Here is a 20809-nt window from a genome sequence, read left to right on the forward strand (position 1 = left end):
GATAGACGCGCGGTTCCCGAATGACCCCGTATCGAGGGGAGATGCTGTGCCGGAGACGTCGGCGGGCCCCGGCGGACGGTCGAACGGGCGGTCGGGCGGGCGCCCCGGCACGTCATGCCAGGGGGATGGTCACCTCGTCCTCGACGGGCGGATCGAGTTCCTGCGGAAGGTTGCCCGTCGCCGAGAAGCAGCGCAGCCGGACCGACTCCGGGGAGACGTCCAGGCGCAGGAAGGACTTGAAGAACGGCGGACTGTACGTCGCCGAGCCCGGCGAGAAGAGTTGGCTGTGCACCTTGCGCACCGGCAGGCGCAGGCGGGACGTGCGGTCGGGGCGGCCGCCGGCGCCGAGCAGGCTCGCGACCAGGCGGGTGCGCGCGGTGACGGGGGTGTCCCGCACCCGGGCGCGGGTCGGCGGGACGCCGAGCCGCTTCGAGACGACGGCGGCCGCCTGGTCCTCGGTGAGGGTGAGGAAGCGCCGCATGCGCAGCCGGCGCCCGTAGAGTCCGCTGTAGAAGGCCAGCGAGTCGCCGCGCAGCGGATAGCAGCGGAAGTCCTCCTCGGTCACGCCGGCGACGTCGACCAGGGGCATGGTGTGGGTGGCGTGCATGAAGGCCCCGCCGCCGCCGGCGACCACGTACTGGACGGTGCGGCCGTCCACGTCCACCGGGTAGCGCTGGTAGTTGTGGATGTCGCCGCCTATCGCGGCCACGTAGTGGTGGTCCGGGTCGCGCACGATCTCGTCGACCGTGCCGCCCCCTCGACGGCGCAGGGCCGGTGCTCGGCGTCCACGTACAGGGGGGAGCCGGTGACGAGGATCTTGGGTGTGTCCCCCTTGGAGACCTCACGGAGCCACCGGCCCTGCTCGGCGTCCAGGGTCCCCAGGAGGCCGGTGTCGATGCCTATGATCCGCACCGGGCCGGCGTCGATCGCCCAGTACGGGCCCGGCTGGACGGCCTGCTGGGCGGGGGCCGACCGCAACTTCCGTGCCTCGGCCAGGCGCTGCTCGTCGTGCGGGTTCGGCCGGTGCCAGAGCAGCGACCGCCACCAGGCCCGTGACAGCCGGCGGGGAGCGGCCGGCGGGGTGAGGGGCGGGGCGTCGCAGAAGACGCGCATGAACCCGTCGAGGTCCTCGTACCAGTCGTGGTTGCCGGGTATCGCGTAGATCGGCGCCGGGTAGTCCTGGTACGGGCGGAAGAACTTCGGACCGTAGTCGTCGGTGGCGCCGACCGGGTAGATGACATCACTGGCGAGCACGGCGAACTCGGTGCCCCGACCGGCCTCCAGGAAGCCCGGCACGACCGCGTACTGGGGGTCGTCCCCCTCGCCGGTGTCCCCGATCACCATGAAGGAGAAACGGTCCGGGACCTGATGCCCGATCACCTTGTCCGGCGGCGCCCCGGCCGCGGCGCGCTGCGCCACCCAGCGCGCGCGGGTCCGCCCCGTCGGATCCCCGAACAGCGAGGCCAGCATGCCGTTGCGGGCCGGCCACAGGGTCCTGGGACTGACCCACGACAGTTTCTCGGTCCGTCGCGGTACCAGACGCCGGTAGGCGCCGCGTTCCGTGCCGCCCCAGCCGGCGCCCGCCGCGGAGTCGCGTGAAGAGTCAGACATCGGTGAACGGTAACAACGGCCCACCGGGGGAGGGACGCCGGGCCGTCCCTGCGCCGTCCGCGGCCCTCATCCGCCCGGCCGGACCAGCCGGTCCTCGGGGACGACGGCCACGCCGAGGATCTCGATCATCGCCTCGGGCTGCCACAGGGCGGTGCAGCCGATGCCGGCCATCGCCGGGTAGACGGGACCGGCGAGCTCGCGCCACACCGCGCCGATCTCCTTGCCGTGCGCCTGGTAGTCGGGGATGTCCGTGAGGTAGATCGTCACGCTGACCAGGTCCCGGGGCTCGCCGCCGACCTCGCGGAGCGTCGTCAGGACGTTGCCGAACGCCTGGCGGAACTGCTCGACGATGCCGCCCGGCACGATCCTCATGCCGGCGTCCAGGGCGGTCTGCCCGCCGAGGTGGAGGGTGTTTCCCGCGAGCGTTCCGTGCGAGTAGCCGCGGGGCGACGGCAGGGCGCTCGGGTTCACGGCGAGGGGGGTCACACGGCCTCCGATGGGTGTCGGCATGGTGTATTGACAATAAATGACGGCCGTGAAAAAAACGAGATACGACGCGAACCGACCGGGCGCACCCTGCCTCCTCCTGAGCCGCACGACCGGCGCACGACCGGAACGGAGCCAGCCCCCATGGAGCCCGACCTCAGCAAGTACCGCCTCGAGGGCGACGCCTCGATGTACCGGCTGCCCAGCGGGATCGTCGCCCCCGTGGTGACGCGCGCCGGATCGGAGAGCGGGAACACCGCCGACTCCGGCGGCGCCGTCCGGATCTCGGGCGTCAGCATCCAGCACACGCCCGCCACGAAACTGTGGTTCGGCAAGGTCGGCAACGACCCCGGCTACCGTTCGGTGACCCACCACCACGGCGAGGCCGAGACCGGCGGCTACGTCCTGTCGGGGCGGGCGCGCATCTACTTCGGCGAGAGGTTCGAGGACTACGTCGACATGGCGGAGGGCGACTGGGTCTTCGTCCCGCCGTTCATGCCGCACATCGAGTGCAACCTCTCCCGCACCGAACCGCTGACCTGGATGACCACCCGGACACCGGAGAACATCGTCGTCAACCTGGCCGACGTCCCCGACGCCGACCTGCGCGACTGGCTCGACCGATGACGCCGGACCCCGGCCCCGCACCCGAGGGGACGCCGCCGACCTCCGCGTACTTCACCGAGGCCGTCACCCTGACCCCCGCTCCCGCCGAGCACTTCGACCTCGCCTTCACCGCCGTCACGCAGCCCTGCCCGTGGCCCAAGGCGTACGGCGGCGACCTGGTGGCCGCGGCGGCCGCCGCCGCGATGCGCTCGGTGACCGACGCCAAGACGCTGCACTCGATGCACAGTTACTTCCTGCGTCCCGCCGACATCGGCGCCCGGGTGCGCTACGAGGTGGAGGTGGTGCGCGACGGCCGCGGCTACAGCACCCGGCAGGTACGCGGCTACCAGAACGGCAGGCCCCTCTACGTCTGCCTGGCCAACTTCGCCGCGGGGGAGCCCGGCGGCACCTTCCACGCCGACTTCACCGAGGTCGTCCCGGACCCCGAGGACCTGCCCGGCTCGCAGGCGTACCTCCAGGAACGCGACGGCGGTTCGATGACCGAGGAGTCGAAGGCCTACTGGTCCACCGGCCGGAGCTTCGACATGCGGCACGTGCCCGGCCCGGTCTACCTCACCGTCGAGGGCAGACGCCTGCCGCACCAGGCGGTCTGGGTACGGCCGTTCGACGCGCTGCGCGCCGTCGAGGGGCTGACCGACGCCCAGCGGGACCTGGCCGCCCTCGCCTACGTCTGCGACTACACGATCCTCGAACCCGTCCTGCGGGTCCTGGGCCTGGCCTGGGCCGACCCCGGCCTCGTCACCGCGAGCCTCGACCACGCCATGTGGTTCCACCGCCCCGGACCGGTCGGCGACTGGCTGCTCTACGTCCAGGAAGCGGTCGCCGCCGACGCGGGCCGCGGCCTGGGCACCGGCCGCTTCTTCACCCGCGACCACCGTCACCTGGCCACCGTCGTCCAGGAGGGAATGATCCGCCCCGCCTGATCCGCCGCGCACCGGCGGCTCCCGGAAGGACACCTCCGTTGACTCTTCCGCCCTCACCCCCGTCCGCCGGCCCGTCCTCCGGCCCGCCTCCCCTGTCGTCCTCGGCGTACGGGGACACCTTCGCGCGCGACCACCTCCCGCCCGCCCACCTGTGGCCGACGACCGAGTTCACCACGCCGGACCTGCGCCACCCGGAGCGGCTCAACGCCGCCACCGAACTCGTCGACACCCCGGCGACGGCGTACGGGGCCGGCCGGCCGGCCCTGCGCACGCCGGACGGACGGACCTGGACGTACGGGGAACTGCGCAAGCGGGCCAACCAGGTGGCCCAGGTGCTGACCGAGGACCTCGGCCTAGTCCCGGGGCAGCGGGTCCTGCTGCGCTCACCCAACAACTGCTGGACGGTCGCGAGCTGGCTCGGTGTGCTCAAGGCCGGCGGGATCGTCGTCACCGTCATGGCCGCGCTGCGCGCCCGCGAGATCGCCCCGGTCGCCGAGCGGACCCTGCCCGCGCTCGCCCTGGTCGACCACCGGTGCGCCGAGGACGTCCGCACCGTCCGTGACACCGTGCTGCCCTCGCTGCGGGTCGTCGAGTTCGGCGGTGCGGGGCCGGGCGACCTGGTGGCCCGCGCGTCCGCGAAGTCCGGCGAGTTCACGGCCGTGGACACCGCCGCCGACGACGTGGCCCTGCTCGCCCCGACGTCCGGCAGCACCGGCGAACCCAAGATCACCATGCACTTCCACCGTGACGTCCTGGCCATCGACGACACCTTCGGCCGTCATGTGCTGCGACTGGTCCCGGACGACCTGGTCGCCTGCAGCGCCCCCTTCGCCTTCACCTTCGGACTGGGCATGCTCGTCGTGTTCCCGCTGCGGGCCGGCGCCTGCGCCCTGCTGACCGAGGCGGCGACCCCGCTCGCGATGGCGGACCTCGTCGCCGGCCAGGGCGTCACCGTGCTGGCGACGGCGCCCACCGCGTACAGGGCGATCCTGCGCGAGGGGCGCGAGGAACGGCTCGCCGGGCTGCGGGTCGGCGTCTCGGCCGGCGAACACCTGCCCCTGGGCACCTGGGAGCGGTTGCGCGACCGGATCGGGCTGGAGGTCGTCGACGGGATCGGCGCGACCGAACTGCTGCACATCTTCATCTCCGCGGCCGGCGCCGACATCCGCCCCGGCGCCACCGGGAAACCGGTGCCGGGCTTCCGCGCCACGGTCCTCGGCCCCGACGGCACGGAACTGGGCCCCGGTGAGCCGGGCAGGCTGGGCGTCATCGGCCCGGTCGGCTGCCGCTACCTCGACGACGTGCGCCAGAAGGACTACGTCGTGGACGGCTGGAACGTCACCGGCGACATCTTCCACCGCGACGAGGACGGCTACTTCCACTACCACGCCCGCGGCGACAACATGATCGTCTCCTCGGGCTACAACATAGGCGGGCCCGAGGTCGAGGCCGCCCTGGACACCCACCCCGACGTCGTGGAGTGCGCCGTCGTCGGCCGCGGCGACGCCGAACGCGGCGAGGTCGTCTGCGCCTTCGTCGTCCTGCGGGAGGGTGTCACCGGTGACACCGCCAAGGCCAGGGAGATCCAGGACCACGTCAAGCAGGTCATCGCGCCCTACAAGTACCCGCGCGACGTGCGGTTCCGTGACGCGCTGCCACGCAACGCCAGCGGCAAGCTCCAGCGTTTCGCGCTCCGGGCCGCCGTCGAGGACGCGCAGGCGGGCCCGTCCGCCGCCGAGCACTGAGAGGAACCACGTGCAGATCGCGATCGTCGGCGGTGGCCCCGGCGGCCTCTACTTCGCCGCCCTCATGAAACAGCTCGACCCGGCCCACGAGATCACCGTGTGGGAGCGCAACGCCCCCGGCGACACCTTCGGGTTCGGCGTGGTGTTCTCCGACGAGACACTCGGCGGCATCGAGAGCGCGGACCGTGAGTTCGCCGGGGCCATGGCGCGCCGCTTCGCCCGCTGGACGGACATCGACATCCACCACCGCGGCCGCACCCACACGGTCGGCGGCCAGGGCTTCGCCGCGATGGGCCGCGGGGAACTGCTCCGGCTGCTGCAGCGCCGCTGCCACGACCTCGGGGTGACCGTCCACTTCTCCACGCCCGCTCCCGACACCGGCGTCCTGCGCGCCTCGTACGACCTGGTGGTGGCGGCGGACGGCGTCAACTCACAGGTACGGTCGGCCCACGCGGAGGTCTTCCGCCCCACCCTGGACCGGCGCCGCAACAAGTACATGTGGCTGGGCACGGACCGGGTGTTCGAGGCGTTCCAGTTCTTCGTCAAGGAGACGGAGTGGGGGACCATGCAGGTGCACGGCTACCCCTACTCCGCGACCGGCTCCACCTTCATCGTCGAGATGCACGAGGACGTCTGGCGCCGGGCCGGCTTCGACACCACCGAGGGGGCCGCCCTCCCGCCCGGTGCCTCCGACGAGCGGGCCGTCGAGCGCGTCCGCGAGCTGTTCGCCGAGGAACTCGCGGGCCACGAGGTGTTCGCCGACAACTCGAAGTGGCTCGGTTTCACGACCGTGCGCAACGAGCGCTGGCACCACGGCAACCTCGTCCTCGTCGGCGACGCCGCGCACACCGCGCACTTCTCGATCGGCTCGGGCACCAAACTGGCCATGGAGGACTCCCTGGCCCTCGTCGCCTGTCTGCACGAACACCCGGACACGGACGATGCGTTGGCGGCCTACGAGGCGGAGCGGCGCCCTGTCGTGGAGTCCACCCAGCGGGCCGCCCAGGCCTCGCTCGAGTGGTTCGAGAACATCGGCATGTACGCCCGCCAGGAACCGGTCCAGTTCTGCTTCAACCTGCTCACCCGCTCGCGCCGCATCACGTACGACAACCTCCGCACCCGCGACCCGGAGTTCGCCGGACGGGTCGACGCGGCCTTCGCCGCCTCCCAGGGCCTGCCCGAAGCCGCGCCGGCGATGTTCCAGCCGTTCCGGCTGGGGGAGCTGGAACTGAAGAACCGGGTGATCGTGTCCCCGATGGACATGTACTCGGCCGTCGACGGCGTACCCGGCGACTTCCACCTCGTCCACCTCGGCTCGAAGGCGATGGGCGGCGCCGGACTGGTGATGACGGAGATGGTCTGCGTCTCGCCCGAGGGCCGCATCACGCCCGGCTGCACGGGCCTGTGGAGCGACGGGCAGCGCGACTCGTGGGCGCGGATCGTGTCCTTCGTGCACGAGCGCAGCACCGCCCGCATCGGACTGCAGCTCGGCCACTCCGGCCGCAAGGGCTCCACCCGGCTGATGTGGGAGGGCATGGACGCCCCGCTGCCGGACGGCAACTGGGGGACCGTGGGCCCGTCGCCGCTGCCCTACGGACCCGCCTCCGCCGTCCCGCGCGAGCTCGACCGCGCCGATCTGGACGCTCTGGTCGCCGACTTCGTCGCCGCCGCCCGCCGGGGCGCCGAAGCGGGCTTCGACCTGCTCGAACTGCACTGCGCGCACGGCTACCTGCTGTCCTCGTTCCTCTCACCGGCGGCGAACCACCGCACCGACGAGTACGGGGGACCGCTGGACAACCGGCTCCGCTTCCCCCTGGAGGTCTTCGACGCGGTCCGTGCCGCCTGGCCCGCCGGACGGCCGATGATCGTACGCGTCTCCGCGACCGACTGGGTCCCGGACGGCAACACCGAGCACGACGCCGTGGAGATCGCGCGCGCGTTCATCGCCCACGGGGCGGACGCCATCGACGTCTCCTCCGGGCAGGTCACCGCGGACGAGCGGCCCGCGTACGGCCGTTCGTACCAGACGCCGTTCGCGGACCGCATCCGCCACGAGGTGGCCGCGGCGGCCGGCGCGGCCGTCATCGCGGTCGGCGCCATCGCGTCGTACGACGACGTGAACTCGATCCTGCTGGCGGGCCGCGCCGACCTGTGCGCCCTCGGCCGCACCCACCTCTACGACCCGCACTGGACCCTGCACGCGGCGGCCGAGCAGGAGTACCGGGACGCCGCGGCCCAGTGGCCGCTCCCGTACCGGGCCGGTGCCCGCAGGCCGCCGGGTGCGCGCACCGACGCCGTGCGTCCGCGGCTGTCCCTGCTGCGGGCCGAGGACCCCGGCCGGAGCGTCCACCTGCGCTGGATCCCGTCACGGGAGCCGGCGACCGTCCTCTGAGCACACCGGCGTCGCCCGCCCCGTCCCGCGCGGTGCCCGGTGCTCCTCGCGACGGACCTAGCCCGACTGGTCGCTGTCCTTCAGCGCACCCCAGCCGTGCCACCGCTCGATGTCGATCCAGGCACTGACGCGGGGGCGGACCCGGTCCGGATAGGGCTCGCCGGTGTAGTGCCGGGAGATGCGGTCGATGTCGGCCAGGTTCTCGTCGTCCGACATGTCGGTGACCGTGCCCAGGAGGGTGACATGGGTGTACCAGTCGTCCCCGTCCAGGACGGTCAGGGTCACCCGCGGGTCGCGGCGCAGGTGCTTCAGCCGTACGCGGCCCACGTCCATGCTGATCAGCACCCGGCCGTCCTCCCACACGTACCAGGTGGGCGTGGACACGGGCGCACCGTCCGAACGCACGGTGGCGATGACGGCCGCGTTGGGCCGGCTGAGCAGTTCGACGGCCTCGGGCGGAAGCGGCGGCTTGGACATGGGGGCTCCTCGGTGTCGGCGGGCCGGCTCGGCGGGGACGCGGGCGGGCGGCCCCGGCGCCCTCGCGGGTGTCCGGGACGCGTCGGTGTATGCGTCCCGGTGCGGACGGGGTCGTCGGGCTCCCGCGAATGCATCCTCACGCCCCGCGTTCGCCCCCGCCACTCGGGACCGCCCGTGCCCCGCGGACCGGCGGCGTCGGCCTGCCGGCGGGAGGCCCCGGTCCCCCGCCGCAGCTCCGACGGGGCACCGGGCTGCCGGGCCGGCCGGTCAGGGCTTCACGGCCACCGCGCCGAACTGCGGAACCGTCGTCGGCGCGTCCGTGCCGGGGTGCCAGTGGGCGCAGGAGACGAGACCCGGCTCGAGGAACTCCAGCCCGTCGAAGAAGGCGGCGACCTCGGCGCGGCTGCGGGCGGTGATCGGCGGGGTGGCGTTCTCGTTCCAGAACTCCATCGCCCCGACGTTGCCCTCGCCGCCGAGGTCGGCGTCGGTGGTGGGGTGCGTGAGGACCAGGTAGCTGCCGGACGGCACCGCCGTCAGGACCTTCCGCACGATGTCCCGGGCCTGCTCGGTGTCGAGGACGAAGTTGAGGATGCCCAGCATCATCACCGCGACGGGCCGGTCGAGGTCCAGGGTCGCCGAGGCCCGCTCGACGATGGTCTCGGGGCGGTGGACGTCGGCGTCGATGTAGTCGGTGGCGCCCTCGGGCGTGCTGGTCAGCAGGGTCCGCGCGTGGGCGAGCACGATCGGGTCGTTGTCGACGTAGACGATGCGCGCGTCGGGCGCGGAGCGCTGCGCTATCTCGTGCGTGTTGTCCAGCGTTGGCAGACCCGTGCCGATGTCCAGGAACTGGCGGACCCCCCGCTCCTCGACGAGATGGCGGACCACCCACCCGAGGAACTCGCGGTCCGCGCGGGCCACGTCGCGGATGACGGGGAACATCCCGGCGACCTGGTCGCCGACGGCCTGGTCGACCTCGTAGTTGTCCTTCCCGCCGATCCAGTAGTTCCAGACCCGGGCGTTGTGCGCCACCCCGGTGTTGAGCCTCCCCGGACCGCTGGACGGGGTCTGGTGCTCGCTCATGTCTTCCCTCTCCCGCGCCCGCGGCACGGCGTGCGTGTCCCGGACGCCTGCGGCCGCCGAGGCGGCCTCGAACCGTCGTTCCCGCCATTCTGCCGCTTGTTGATCACGACGTCCCGCAAATCCGGCCCACCCCGCCCATGACATCCGGCAGGACGGGCCGGAGTGTCGTTCATGATCACTTTGAACGATTCAAAACGCTCTTCGAATGATGGTGCTCAAGGAATGCGCGTCAGGGGCGACATCCACCATTTCTCGTGGGACGCCCCTGGATCCGGCGCATTCAAGTCCCGTAGAAAAGCGTATTGATGCTGAACTGTCCTGACAACTGCCCGTCGTGCGCGAACTCTTGACGCTCGTGGTGTGCACACCTACCGTCTCCCGCGGACGATGTAAAACGATTCAAGTCGCTGGAGTTCACCACTCTCTGTTCTTCGTCCGCTGTGTGTCTGCTTTCTGTCGGAACTCCGGTCCCCTGCCGGAGGTACTCCCCCTGCCCGGAAGGAGCACGGCGCCTTGCCAGCACCGCGCGACACACCCCGCCCGTCCCGCCGCCGCGACCGCCGTCCCGCAGAAGGCCGCCGCCGGGGCGCCCGGTGCGCGTCCGGCCCTCGCCCCCTTCCGGCCGGCCGACGTCCGGCTGCTGGAGAGCCCCTTCCTCGCCAACATGCGGCGCACCTGCGCGTACCTGCTCTTCGTCGACGCCGACCGGCTGCTGCACACCTTCCGGCTGAACGCGGGCCTGCCCTCCGCCGCCGAACCCTGCGGCGGCTGGGAGGCGCCGGACGTCCAGCTGCGCGGCCACACCACCGGACACCTGCTCAGTGCGCTGGCGCAGGCGTACGCCGGCACCGGCGACGACGCCTACGCGGTCAAGTCCCGCTCCCTGGTGTCGGCGCTGGCCGAGTGCCAGCGGGCGGCCCCTGCCGCCGGTCACCACCGCGGATACCTGTCGGCGTTCCCCGAGTCCGTCTTCGACCGGCTCGAAGCAGGCGGCAGGCCGTGGGCCCCGTACTACACCCTGCACAAGATCATGGCGGGGCTGCTCGACCAGTACGACCTCGCCGGTGACGAGCAGGCGCTGGCCGTGCTGCTGGAGATGGCCGCCTGGGTGGACGCCCGCACCGCACCGCTGTCCCGCGAACTGATGCAGACGGTGCTGAAGGTGGAGTTCGGCGGCATGAACGACGTGCTCGCCCGCCTCCACCTGGTGACCGGCGACGAGACGCACCTGCGCACCGCCCGGCGCTTCGACCACGAGGAGCTGTACGCCCCGCTGGCCGCCGGCCGGGACGAACTCGCGGGCCGTCACGCGAACACCGAGATCGCCAAGATCGTGGGAACGGTACCGGGTTACGAGGCCACGGGGGAGCGGCGCTACCTCGACATCGCCGAGCACTTCTGGACGACGGTCGTCCAGCACCACTCGTACGCCATCGGCGGCAACTCCGACCAGGAACTGTTCGGCCCGCCCGGCGAGATCGCGAGCCGGCTGTCGGAGGTGACCTGCGAGAACTGCAACAGCTACAACATGCTCAAGCTCGGCCGTCACCTCTTCCTGCACCGGCCGTCCCGCGCCGCCTACATGGACCACTACGAGTGGACCCTCTACAACCAGATGCTGGGCGAGCAGGACCCCGGCTCCGAGCACGGTTTCGTCACCTACTACACGGGACTGCGGGCGGGCTCGGAGCGGCAGCCCAAGGGCGGCCTCGGCTCGGCGCCCGGCAGCTACAGCGGGGACTACGACAACTTCTCCTGCGACCACGGATCCGGCCTGGAGACGCACACCAAGTTCGCCGACAGCATCTACTTCCGGACGCGCGACACCCCCGGCGCCCGCGGCACCCGGCGTCCTTCGCTGTACGTCAACCTCTTCATCCCCTCCGAACTGCACTGGCGCGAGACGGGAGTGACGCTCCGTCAGGACACGGACCACCCGACGGCAGACCGCACCCGCCTCACCGTCACGAAGGGCGACGTCCGCTTCACCCTGAGGATGCGCGTCCCCGCCTGGGTGGCGGACGCCGGGGGAACGGCCCGCCTCCACGTCAACGGCCGGCACCTCCCGGTCCGGGTGGAGCCGGGCACGTACGCCGCCGTGGAGCGGCACTGGCGCACCGGCGACACCGTGGACCTCGTACTGCCGCGACGGCCCGTCTGGCAGGCCGCACCCGACAACCCGCAGGTCAAGTCGCTGTCGTACGGGCCGCTGGTCCTCGCCGGGGAGTACGGCGACACCCCGCTCGCCACGCTCCCGTCGATCCGCCCGGACACGCTGCGCCCGGCCTCCGGCACCCGCGCGACGGCCTTCACCGCGGTCGCCGACGGCCGCCGGGTGTCACTGCGGCCGTTCCACGAAGTGCACCACCAGCACTACAACGTCTACTGGGCCGTGCGGCCACGCCCCACCCGCGAACGGGACGTCGCCCGCTACCCCCTCGACGAGGGGACGGGCACCTCGGCGGCCGACCGCACCCGCACCTTCCCCGACGCCGCCCTCACGGGGGGCGCCACCTGGGCCGGGGCCGACGGCACGCGGTTCGTGTCGCTGGACGGGCAGGGCGGCCACCTCGCCCTGCCGGCCGGACTGCCGGGCGGACTCGACGAGTTGACCGTCAGCGTCCGGGTCCGGGTGGACACCCTGGCCTCGTCCGCCCGTGTCTTCGACCTCGGATACCACAAGGACACGTATCTGTTCCTCGCGGCGACCACCGGTGCCCGGCGGGCCCGCGCCGCCCTGAAGATCGCGGGCATGGAGGCCGAGGACGTCGTCGACGCCGCCGGCCCGCTGCCCACGGGCCGGTGGGTCCACGTGGCCCTCACCCTCGGCGGCGGCACCGGCGTCCTCTACCTCGACGGCGTCGAGGCCGGCCGCAACGACGCCATGGTGGCGAGCCCGCTCCTGCTCGGCGCGAGCACCCGCAACTACCTGGGCCGCTCGCAGAACACCACCCACCCGTACCTGCACGGCGCGGTCCGTGACTTCCGCCTGTACAACCGGGCCCTGAGCGCGGCCGAGACGACGCGTCTGGCAGCCGGCTGACCCACCGGCCCGCGGCGCTCCGCCGCGGACCGGCTCCCCGCCGCACCCCGCACCGCTCCACACACCGACCCCGTACACCGTGCCGTCCCGCACCTCGTACCCGACATCCGCACCACCCCGTACACCGTTCCGTCCGGCGGACGTCCCGGCGCCCGCCGTCCACGCAGGAGTTCAACCATGTCTCACGACGACCTGTCCAGACGCCGCTTCGTCGCCGCGGCCGGTGCCGCGAGCACCATCCTCGCGGTCGGAGTCCCCGCGACCGCCCATGCCGCACAGGGCGCGGCCACCGGCGCGGACGGAGCGACCAGTAGCAGTGAACACACCTTCTCCGCCCGGGACTTCGCCGATCCCCGGAAGGACAGCAGGCCGACCGTCTACTGGTACTGGAACGGGCCCGTCACCCCCGAACTCGTGGACCGGCAGCTGGCCGACCTGCGGGACAAGGGTATGTACGAGGTCATCCTCTTCTCGTTCGACAACGCCGAGATGCAGCCGGTGTTCTTCACCGAGGAGTGGTTCGACATCGTCGGACACGTCCTGCGCACCGCCGAACGCACCGGCATGCGGGTGTGGCTGTTCAACGACGACCACTTCCCCAGCGGCCGTGCGGGCGAGTACATCGTCAAGGGCGGCACGGTCGGCTCCCGGACCTACGAGCCGCGCCCCGACCTGCGCCTGAAGGCACTGTGGCGCTCGACCACCGTCATCGAGGGGCCCGCCACCGTCGACCTGCGCCGCAGCAGCGGAGTGGGCGTGGCGGCCGGGCAACTGGTCGCCGACGCGGCGGTGCTCGACGGCGTCGCCGTGCTGCGCGGCGGCGACGGATGGGCGGACTACGTCGTCACCGGCAGCGCGAAGGCCGAGCACACCGCGGCGGGCCTCGTCGTGCGGGCCTCCTCCGACGGACTGGACGGGTACGCCGTCACCTTCGACCAGACCGGCGTCGTCACCGTCCTGCGTCTCGCGCGCGGTGCGGAGCCCGCCGAACTGCTGCGCAGCACCCGCACCGACGGCTTCAACAAGACCAAGTTCCACACGGTGGCCGTCACGGTCCGCGGAGCCACGCTGTCCGTCACCCTCGACGGCAGGGACAAGGGCACCGTCGACGACGACCGGTACGCGACCGGCGGAGCCGGCGTACGGGCCGTGGCCGACCAGCGCTCCCTGTGGGACGGCCTCACCGTCACGGGGGCCGACGGCGCCTCGCTGCACACCACGACGTTCGACGACCCGGCCGACGCGGGGGACTTCCCCGAGCGCGCCCGCCTCGCCACCGGCGCCACCGCCGCCGCGGCCGCGGCCAGGCCCGTGGGCACCGGTGACGCGACCGAGGTCGTCGACCTGACCGCCCGGCTGGGCGGCAAGCACACCTGGCAGGTCCCGGCGGGCCGCTGGCAGATCGACCTGTTCGGCGGAGCCCCGCTCGTCGACGACACCCAGGGCTACAGCCGCAGTTACGTCGACCTGCTCGACGACGAGCCCGTCGAACTGTTCCTCGACATCGTCCCCGGCGAGTACCACCGCCGCTTCCGCCGCTACTTCGGCACGGTCGTGCCCGGCTTCTGGGACGACGAGCCGTTCTTCGCCTCGGCCGAGGCGCACTTCAAGCGCCTGCCCTGGTCGCCTACGCTCGACCAGGCACTGCGCGCGGTGGACGTCGAACCCGGCGTCGCCTACGCCTCGGCCTTCGACGACCTGGGCCGCGACGGCCGGATCGCCCGAGGCCGCTACTGGCAGGCCGTGTCCAACCGCTTCGCCCGCGCCTTCCGGAAGCAGGCCCGCTGGTACGAGCAGCGCGACGTCGCCCTGATCACCAACCCGCTCTACGACGAGACGTCCCCCGCCAAGCGCATCCCCTCCACCGGCGACCTGCACAAGGTCAACCAGTGGGCGCACGTGCCCGGCGGCGACATCATCACCGCCGAGTACGTGGCCGGCGAGCAGACCATGATCCCCCGCAACCCCGTGTCCGTCGCGCACCAGATGGGCCGGGAGCGGGCCCTGCTGGAGATGTTCGGCAACATGGGCTGGCAGGTCACGCCCGGCTTCGTGCACACCACCGTCGGCGCGCAGGCCGCCCGGGGCGTCAACCTGACCGTCCTGCACGCCCTGTGGACCGACGAGACCCGCGTCTACTTCCCGCCGCCGTTCGGCCCGCGCGCCCCCTGGTGGTGGGCGATGCGGCCGCTCGCCGAGTGGATCGGCCGGGTGATGGAGGCGGGCCGCGGCACCTCGGGCGCCCGTACCGCGCTCCTGCAGCCGCAGCGCGCCGCCGAGCAGTGGACCGGCACCGACCGGCAGGGCGAGGTCGACGGCGCGCTCACCGACGCCGCCTACGCCCTGGAGCGCGCCCAGGTCGACTTCGACCTCGTCCACGAGGGCGCCCTCAGCGGCGACCCCGACCTGCTGGCCCGTGGTGACGTCCGCGGCGGCCGGCTGGCCGTGGGCGAGGCCCGCTACGACCTGGTGGTCGTGCCCGTGACGCCCACCCTGGACGTGGCCACCGTGCGCACCCTCGCCGAGTTCGCGCGGGCCGGCGGCACCGTCGTGGCCGTCGGCGCCCTCGCCGAGGAGGAGGCCGGCCACCGGGACCGGTCCCTCACACGGGCCCTGACCGACCTGTTCGGTGAGCGGATGCCCGGGCGCCGGTCCACCGGCCGGGGGCACACCGTGCGCGTCACCGACCCGGCGGGCCTGCGGGCCGCGGCCCACGAGGCCGGGGCCGCCGCAGCCGTGCTGGAGACCCCGCAGGACGCGGTACGGGTCCTGCGCGTCCACCGCGGCGAGGACACCGCCTTCCTCGTCAACAACGAGGGCGGCGAGCACATCGATACCTCGGTGACCCTCCCGGCCACCGGGGTCCCCGAGCTCTGGGACCCCGTCACGGGCGGCACCGGCACCGCTCCCGTGCACCGCGACGTCAAGAACGGCGTCCAGCTGCCCCTGACCCTGGAGCCGTACCAGACCCGGATCGTCGTCGTGCGCCATGACGGCCGGACCGTCCCGCACCTGACGGCCTCGCCGCTGCCCGTCCTCGCGGTCGAGCGGCACGGCCGGAACCTGCGGGCGACGGTGGAGGCCTCGGCGCCCGGCAGCCACCGGTTCACCGGCACCGACGGCTCGCACACCTACCGCGGCACCGTCCGTACCGGCGACGCGCTCGAACCCGTCACCGTGACCGGCGACTGGACCCTCACCCTGGAGCGTGACGGGGCCACCCCGGTCACCGGGCCCCTGGGCAGCTGGACCGACCACGACCGGCTCTTCTCCGGCAGCGGCACCTACACCACCGACATCGATGTCGAGCGCGCCCGGCTGGACGGGCGCCGTGTGCTCCTCGACCTCGGGGACGTCCGTGACGTGGCCGCCGTGACTGTCAACGGCACCGCACTGCCGCCGCTGCTGTGGGCGCCGTGGACCGTCGACATCACCTCCCTGGTCAGGGCCGGCCGCAACTCCCTCGCCGTCCGGGTCGCCAACACGCTCTCCAACGAGCGCAACAAGCCGCTGCCGTCCGGCCTGCTCGGACCGGTGACCCTGCGCTTCCGGCGGCACCTCACCGTCGACCTCACCCGCGACTGACCCCGGACCCCTCCCGCACGCACTCCCTGGAGCACTCATGCCCGGATCCCGTCCGCGTCCCCGCAGCAGACATCGGCGCCCCGTGCCGGTCCTCCTCGCCGGGCTGACCGCGTTCGCCACCGTGCTGGCCGGCGCCGTCACCGCCGACGCCACCACCACCGCCACCATCAGCCCGGACCGGCTGCGCACCCAGCACCTGAGCCAGGCCCTCGGCATCGACGACACCACGCCCGACCTGAGCTGGGAGACCGCGGCCCGCGCCGCGGACACCCGGCAGAGCGCCTACCGCGTCCAGGCGGCGAGCTCGCCGGACCTGCTGCGACGCGGCAGGCCCGACCTGTGGGACTCGGGCAAGGTCCGCTCGACGGTCCCGCGGACCACGTACGCGGGGAAGGAGCTCGGCTCCCGCGACCGCGTGTACTGGCGGGTCATGCTCTGGTCGTCGCACGGGCCGCGTGACTCGGGCTGGAGCGGCACCGCCGTCTTCGAGACCGGCCTGACCCGGCAGTCCGACTGGGACGCCGACTGGATCACCCACCCGGACTGGCGGCTGAGCGGGCGCACCGCCGAGCCGGTCGTCGTCGAGGTCCCCCGCACGACGGCCCGTTACGTGCGGCTGGACGTCACGAAACTGGGGCTGCCGCTGGAGGAGAACTTCCCCGACCGCACCTGGCGCGTCCAGCTCGGCGAGATCGACGTCCGCGACTCCGCCACCTCCACCGAGGGCCTGGCCCGCGGCGCCGCAGTGACGGCCTCCGAGACCAACACCCTGCGCAAGACCTGGGAGCCGGCCCTGGCCGCCGACGGCCTGCCCAACAGCGCGCTGCAGACCGCCGCCGGCTACGCGAGCGCGGCCCACACCGGCGCCGACGTCTCCGGCACACCCGTGGTCGTGACCCTCGACCTCAAGTCGGCCAAGACCTTCGACCAGGTGGCGCTGTACCCGCGCGCCGACGTCCTGACCGCGGACGGCCGCGTCCCGAACTTTCCCGTGGACTACGCCCTGTCGGGCGGCGACAGCGCCACCGGCCCGTTCACCACCCTCGCCCGCGTCGACGGACAGAAGGCCCCCGAGCCGTACCTCCCGGCCGGACTGCCCCTGCTCACCGACGACTTCAAGCTCCCCGGGAAGGTGCGCAGCGCCCGCCTGTACATCGGCGGCCTCGGCATCTACGACGCCACACTCAACGGCGAACCCGTGGGCGACGCCGTCCTGGAACCCGCCAACACCGACTACGCCGAACGCGTCCAGTACGCCACCTACGACGTCACCGACCGGCTGCGCGCCGGCGCCAACACCCTCGGGGCCGCCCTCGGCAACGGCATGTCCAACGTCGTGAGCACCGCCGACCGCTACCGCAAGCTGTACGGCAACCTGAGCGACCCCAAGCTGATCGCCCGGCTGGAGGTGACCCTGGCCGACGGCAGCGTGCGCACCGTCACGAGCGGCGACGACTGGCGCACCACCCTGGGACCCACCACCTCCTCCAACTGGTACGGCGGCGAGGACTACGACGCCCGCCGCGAGATCGCGCACTGGGACGAGCCGGGCGGCGACCGCCGCGGCTGGACCGAGGCCGTCACGGTGGCCGCTCCCGGTGGCGCGGAGAAGCCGGCCGTGCTCAGCGCCCGCGAGACCGAACCCATCAGGGTCGTCGAGACGCTCAAGGGCAAGGAGGTCGAAGGGGCTCCGAACAGCCGGGTGTTCGACCTCGGACGCAACATCGCCGGCTGGCCGGAGATCACCGTCAGCGCGCCCGCCGGCACGCCCGTCCGCGTCTACCCGGCCGAGAGCCTCAAGGACGGCCACGCCTTCCAGTCCATCAGCAACGTCGGCGGACCCCTCTGGGACAGCTACACCACCCGCGGCGCCCGCACCGAGACCTGGCACCCGCGCTTCAGCTACCACGGCTTCCGCTACCTGGAACTCAGGGGTGTGCCCGAGGGCGCGAAGGTGACCGTACGCGGCAAGGTGCTGCGCACCGACAACACCTCGGCCGGTGACTTCGAGAGCTCCGACCCGCTCGTCAACGACATCCACTCACTGATCCGGCGGTCCGTCGAGGGCAACATGATGAGCGTCCTCACCGACTGCCCCAGCCGGGAGAAACTGGGCTGGCTGGAGCAGAACCAGCTCGTCTTCCCGGCGCTCGCCGGCAACTACGACATGCGCTCCTACCTGCGCAAGATCGTGCGCGACATGGCCGACGCGCAGACCACGGACGGGCTGATCCCCAGCACCGTGCCCGAGTACACCAGCCTGCCCGGCGCCTACCGCAACGACTCCAACTGGGGCGGCGCGTTCGTCCTCGTCCCCTGGCAGCTCTACACGACCTACGGCGACCGGGACACGATGGCCACGTACTACCCGCGCATGCGGCGGTACGCCGACTTCCTCGGCACCCAGGTGTCCGGCGGGATCCTCGACTACGGGCTCGGCGACTGGTTCACCCCGGACCGCACCTTCCCGCGGGCCGTCGCCGGCACCTACGGCTACTGGCGTGTTCTCGACGCCCTGAGCGCGACGGCCGCCGTCCTCGGTGACCAGGAAGCGGCCGACACGTACCGGGCGAAGGCCGACGCGAGCGCGACAGCCCTCGCCGCGAAGTACTACGACTCCGCCACCGGCACCTTCGGCGGCGGTGGCCAGGGCGCCGAGGCCCTCGCCCTCGACATGGGCGCGTACCCGGCGGGGGAGAAGGACCGCCTGCTCACCCACTTCACCACCGCCGTGAAGGACGCCGGGTACCACCTGACGCTCGGCGAGATCTCCCTGCCGGCCGCGTTCCGCGTCCTGTCCGTCAACGGCCGCGACGACATCGTCCACTCGATCGCCACGCAGACCACCAGCCCCAGCTACGGCTACCAGGTGCGCGCCGGCAACACCACGCTCGGCGAGTCCTGGGACGGCGGACCCGGCCAGTCGCAGAACCACTTCATGCTCGGCGCCGTCGACTCCTGGTTCACCACCCGCGTCGCGGGCATCGGGCAGACCGCCGACTCGGTCGGCTACGCCGAACTGCTCGTCGACCCCGCCGTCGAGGGCGACCTGACCTCGGCGTCCGGCTCGTACCGCACGCCGTACGGAGTCGCGCGGACCGGGTGGAAGCGGGACGGCGGCCGGTTCCGCCTCACCGTGGACGTGCCCGCGGGCAGCACGGCGGAGGTGCACGTCCCCCTGTTCGGCGGGAAGGCCACGGCACCCGCCGGGGCACACCCCGTGCGCACCGCGGGGGACGAGGCGGTGTACGAGGTCGGCTCCGGCAGCTGGACCTTCCGCTCGACCGCCCCGTAGCCGGGCGCCCTCCCGGAACACCACGACGGGCGCGCACCCCGGCCACCGGGGTGCGCACCCGTCGTGGTGCGGTGCCGCCCGGATCAGACCGCGGGCGCCGGATAGGTCGGGTACTCGACCCCGGACACGTACTGGACGACCCGGACGACCTGGCAGGAGTAGCCGAACTCGTTGTCGTACCAGAGGTAGAGGATCGCGTTGTCGCCGTCGACCTTGGTGGCTCCGGCGTCGACGATCGAGGCGTGGCGGGAACCGATGAAGTCGCTGGAGACCGCGTCGGGGGCGGTGGTGAAGTCGATCTGCCGCTTCAGCGGGGACGTCAGAGACACCTCCCGCAGGTGGTCCAGGACCTCCTCGCGGGTCGTCTCGCGCCCGAGCCGCAGGCTGAGGATGGCGATCGACACGTCCGGCACGGGCACCCGGATCGAGCTGCCGGTGATCGGCGCGTCGAGGTCGGGCAGCGCCTTGGCCACGGCGGAGGCGGCGCCCGTCTCGGTGATCACCATGTTGAGCGGCGCCGAACGGCCACGCCGGTCCGCCTTGTGGTAGTTGTCCAGCAGGTTCTGGTCGTTGGTGAACGAGTGGACGGTCTCCACGTGTCCGCGCAGGACGCCGTACTCGTCGGCCATCGCCTTCAGCGGCGGGACGATCGCGTTGGTCGTGCAGGACGCGCAGGACAGGATCTGCTCGTCCGGCTTGATCGTGTCGTGGTTGACGCCGTGCACGATGTTGGGGACGTCGCCCTTGCCGGGAGCGGTCAGCACGACCTTGTCGATCCCGGGACGCAGATGCTGCGACAGCCCCTCGCGGTCGCGCCACCTGCCGGTGTTGTCGATGAGGAGGGCGTCCTTGATGCCGTACGCCGTGTAGTCGACCTCCGACGGGTCGTTCGCGTAGATCACCTTGATCGCGTTGCCGTTGGCGACGATCGTGCTGCTCGCCTCGTCCACGGTGATCGTGCCCTGGAACTGGCCGTGGATCGAGTCGCGGCGCAGCAGCGAGGCCCGCTTGACGATGTCCTGGTCCCCTCCCCCGCCGCACGACGACGGCGCGCAGCCGCAGACCGTTGCCGGAACCCGCCTTCTCGATGAGCAGGCGGGCGACGAGACGGCCGATGCGGCCGAAGCCGTACAGGACGACATCGCGCCCCTCGCGGCTCTCGGTCCTGCCGGCGCCCGTGGCGCCGGCGACGGCCTCCGCGGTGAAGGCCTCGACCGTCAGACCGCGGTCGTCGCCGCGATGGGTGGCGGCGAGCATCCCGATGTCGATCTGGGCGGGACCGAGGTCGAGCGTGGTCAGGGCCCGCAGGTAGGGCAGGGTCTCGGTGACCGAGAGCTCCTCACCGGCGATCTGCCGGGCGAACCGGTGGGTCTTCAGGATGCTGACCACCGACTTGTTCACCAAGGAGCGGCTGTGCAGCAGGACGGTGACGTCCCGCTCGCGGTGCAGCTTCCCGATGATCGGGATCATCGACTCCGCGATCTCCTCGCGGTGCTTCCAACTGGTGAACGCGTCGTCATTGACAGTCACAGGTTTATCTTTCGA

General features: G+C 72.4%; 10 protein-coding genes and 2 pseudogenes. 7 read left to right on the forward strand and 5 right to left on the reverse strand.

The genetic code is table 11. The features are described from left to right. Window positions 1-112: 112 nt before the first annotated feature. Window positions 113-1611, reverse strand: a pseudogene (locus QFZ75_RS37065) (metallophosphoesterase). A 66-nt stretch (window positions 1612-1677) separates the two neighbouring features. Next, window positions 1678-2121: a RidA family protein gene (locus tag QFZ75_RS37070; RefSeq protein WP_307543810.1), complete on the reverse strand. Its 444-nt coding sequence runs from the start codon at window positions 2119-2121 to the stop codon at window positions 1678-1680. A gap of 120 nt (window positions 2122-2241) precedes the next feature. On the opposite strand from QFZ75_RS37070, the gene QFZ75_RS37075 reads away from it, so the two are divergent. Genes QFZ75_RS37075 through QFZ75_RS37090 form a run of 4 tightly spaced genes read left to right on the forward strand, consistent with a single transcriptional unit; the run spans window position 2242 to window position 7784 of the window. Continuing rightward, a complete protein-coding gene (locus QFZ75_RS37075; protein ID WP_307543811.1) occupies window positions 2242-2724 on the forward strand; it encodes a cupin domain-containing protein in 483 nt (160 codons plus the stop codon). Continuing rightward, window positions 2721-3647 (forward strand): acyl-CoA thioesterase II, encoded by a 927-nt coding sequence (locus QFZ75_RS37080; RefSeq protein WP_307543812.1) that lies wholly within the window; start codon window positions 2721-2723, stop codon window positions 3645-3647. The genes QFZ75_RS37075 and QFZ75_RS37080 overlap by 4 nt, the downstream gene beginning before the upstream one ends. A gap of 38 nt (window positions 3648-3685) precedes the next feature. Beyond that, window positions 3686-5392: an AMP-binding protein gene (locus tag QFZ75_RS37085; RefSeq protein ID WP_373466002.1), complete on the forward strand. Its 1707-nt coding sequence runs from the start codon at window positions 3686-3688 to the stop codon at window positions 5390-5392. 10 nt (window positions 5393-5402) lie between these two features. Further along, entirely contained in the window at window positions 5403-7784 is a 2382-nt protein-coding gene (locus tag QFZ75_RS37090) for a bifunctional salicylyl-CoA 5-hydroxylase/oxidoreductase (RefSeq protein WP_307543813.1), read from the forward strand. A 57-nt stretch (window positions 7785-7841) separates the two neighbouring features. Here the strand turns inward: QFZ75_RS37090 and QFZ75_RS37095 are convergent, their stop codons facing one another. Beyond that, window positions 7842-8261: a PPOX class F420-dependent oxidoreductase gene (locus tag QFZ75_RS37095; RefSeq protein ID WP_307543814.1), complete on the reverse strand. Its 420-nt coding sequence runs from the start codon at window positions 8259-8261 to the stop codon at window positions 7842-7844. A 267-nt stretch (window positions 8262-8528) separates the two neighbouring features. Continuing rightward, window positions 8529-9341 (reverse strand): SAM-dependent methyltransferase, encoded by an 813-nt coding sequence (locus tag QFZ75_RS37100; protein ID WP_307543815.1) that lies wholly within the window; start codon window positions 9339-9341, stop codon window positions 8529-8531. A 490-nt stretch (window positions 9342-9831) separates the two neighbouring features. Between QFZ75_RS37100 and QFZ75_RS37105 the strand changes: the two genes are divergently transcribed. From QFZ75_RS37105 to QFZ75_RS37115, 3 genes are all read left to right on the forward strand, one after another. Next, entirely contained in the window at window positions 9832-12384 is a 2553-nt protein-coding gene (locus tag QFZ75_RS37105) for a beta-L-arabinofuranosidase domain-containing protein (RefSeq protein WP_373466080.1), read from the forward strand. Between the two features lie 177 nt (window positions 12385-12561). Continuing rightward, window positions 12562-15969 (forward strand): glycosylhydrolase-like jelly roll fold domain-containing protein, encoded by a 3408-nt coding sequence (locus QFZ75_RS37110; protein WP_307543817.1) that lies wholly within the window; start codon window positions 12562-12564, stop codon window positions 15967-15969. 37 nt (window positions 15970-16006) lie between these two features. Beyond that, window positions 16007-19264 (forward strand): family 78 glycoside hydrolase catalytic domain, encoded by a 3258-nt coding sequence (locus QFZ75_RS37115; RefSeq protein ID WP_307543818.1) that lies wholly within the window; start codon window positions 16007-16009, stop codon window positions 19262-19264. An 83-nt stretch (window positions 19265-19347) separates the two neighbouring features. On the opposite strand, the pseudogene QFZ75_RS37120 reads toward QFZ75_RS37115, so the two are convergent. Further along, window positions 19348-20794 (reverse strand): annotated as a pseudogene (locus QFZ75_RS37120) (glyceraldehyde-3-phosphate dehydrogenase). Window positions 20795-20809: the final 15 nt, after the last annotated feature.

This window comes from Streptomyces sp. V3I8 (assembly GCF_030817535.1).
Lineage (GTDB): Bacteria > Actinomycetota > Actinomycetes > Streptomycetales > Streptomycetaceae > Streptomyces.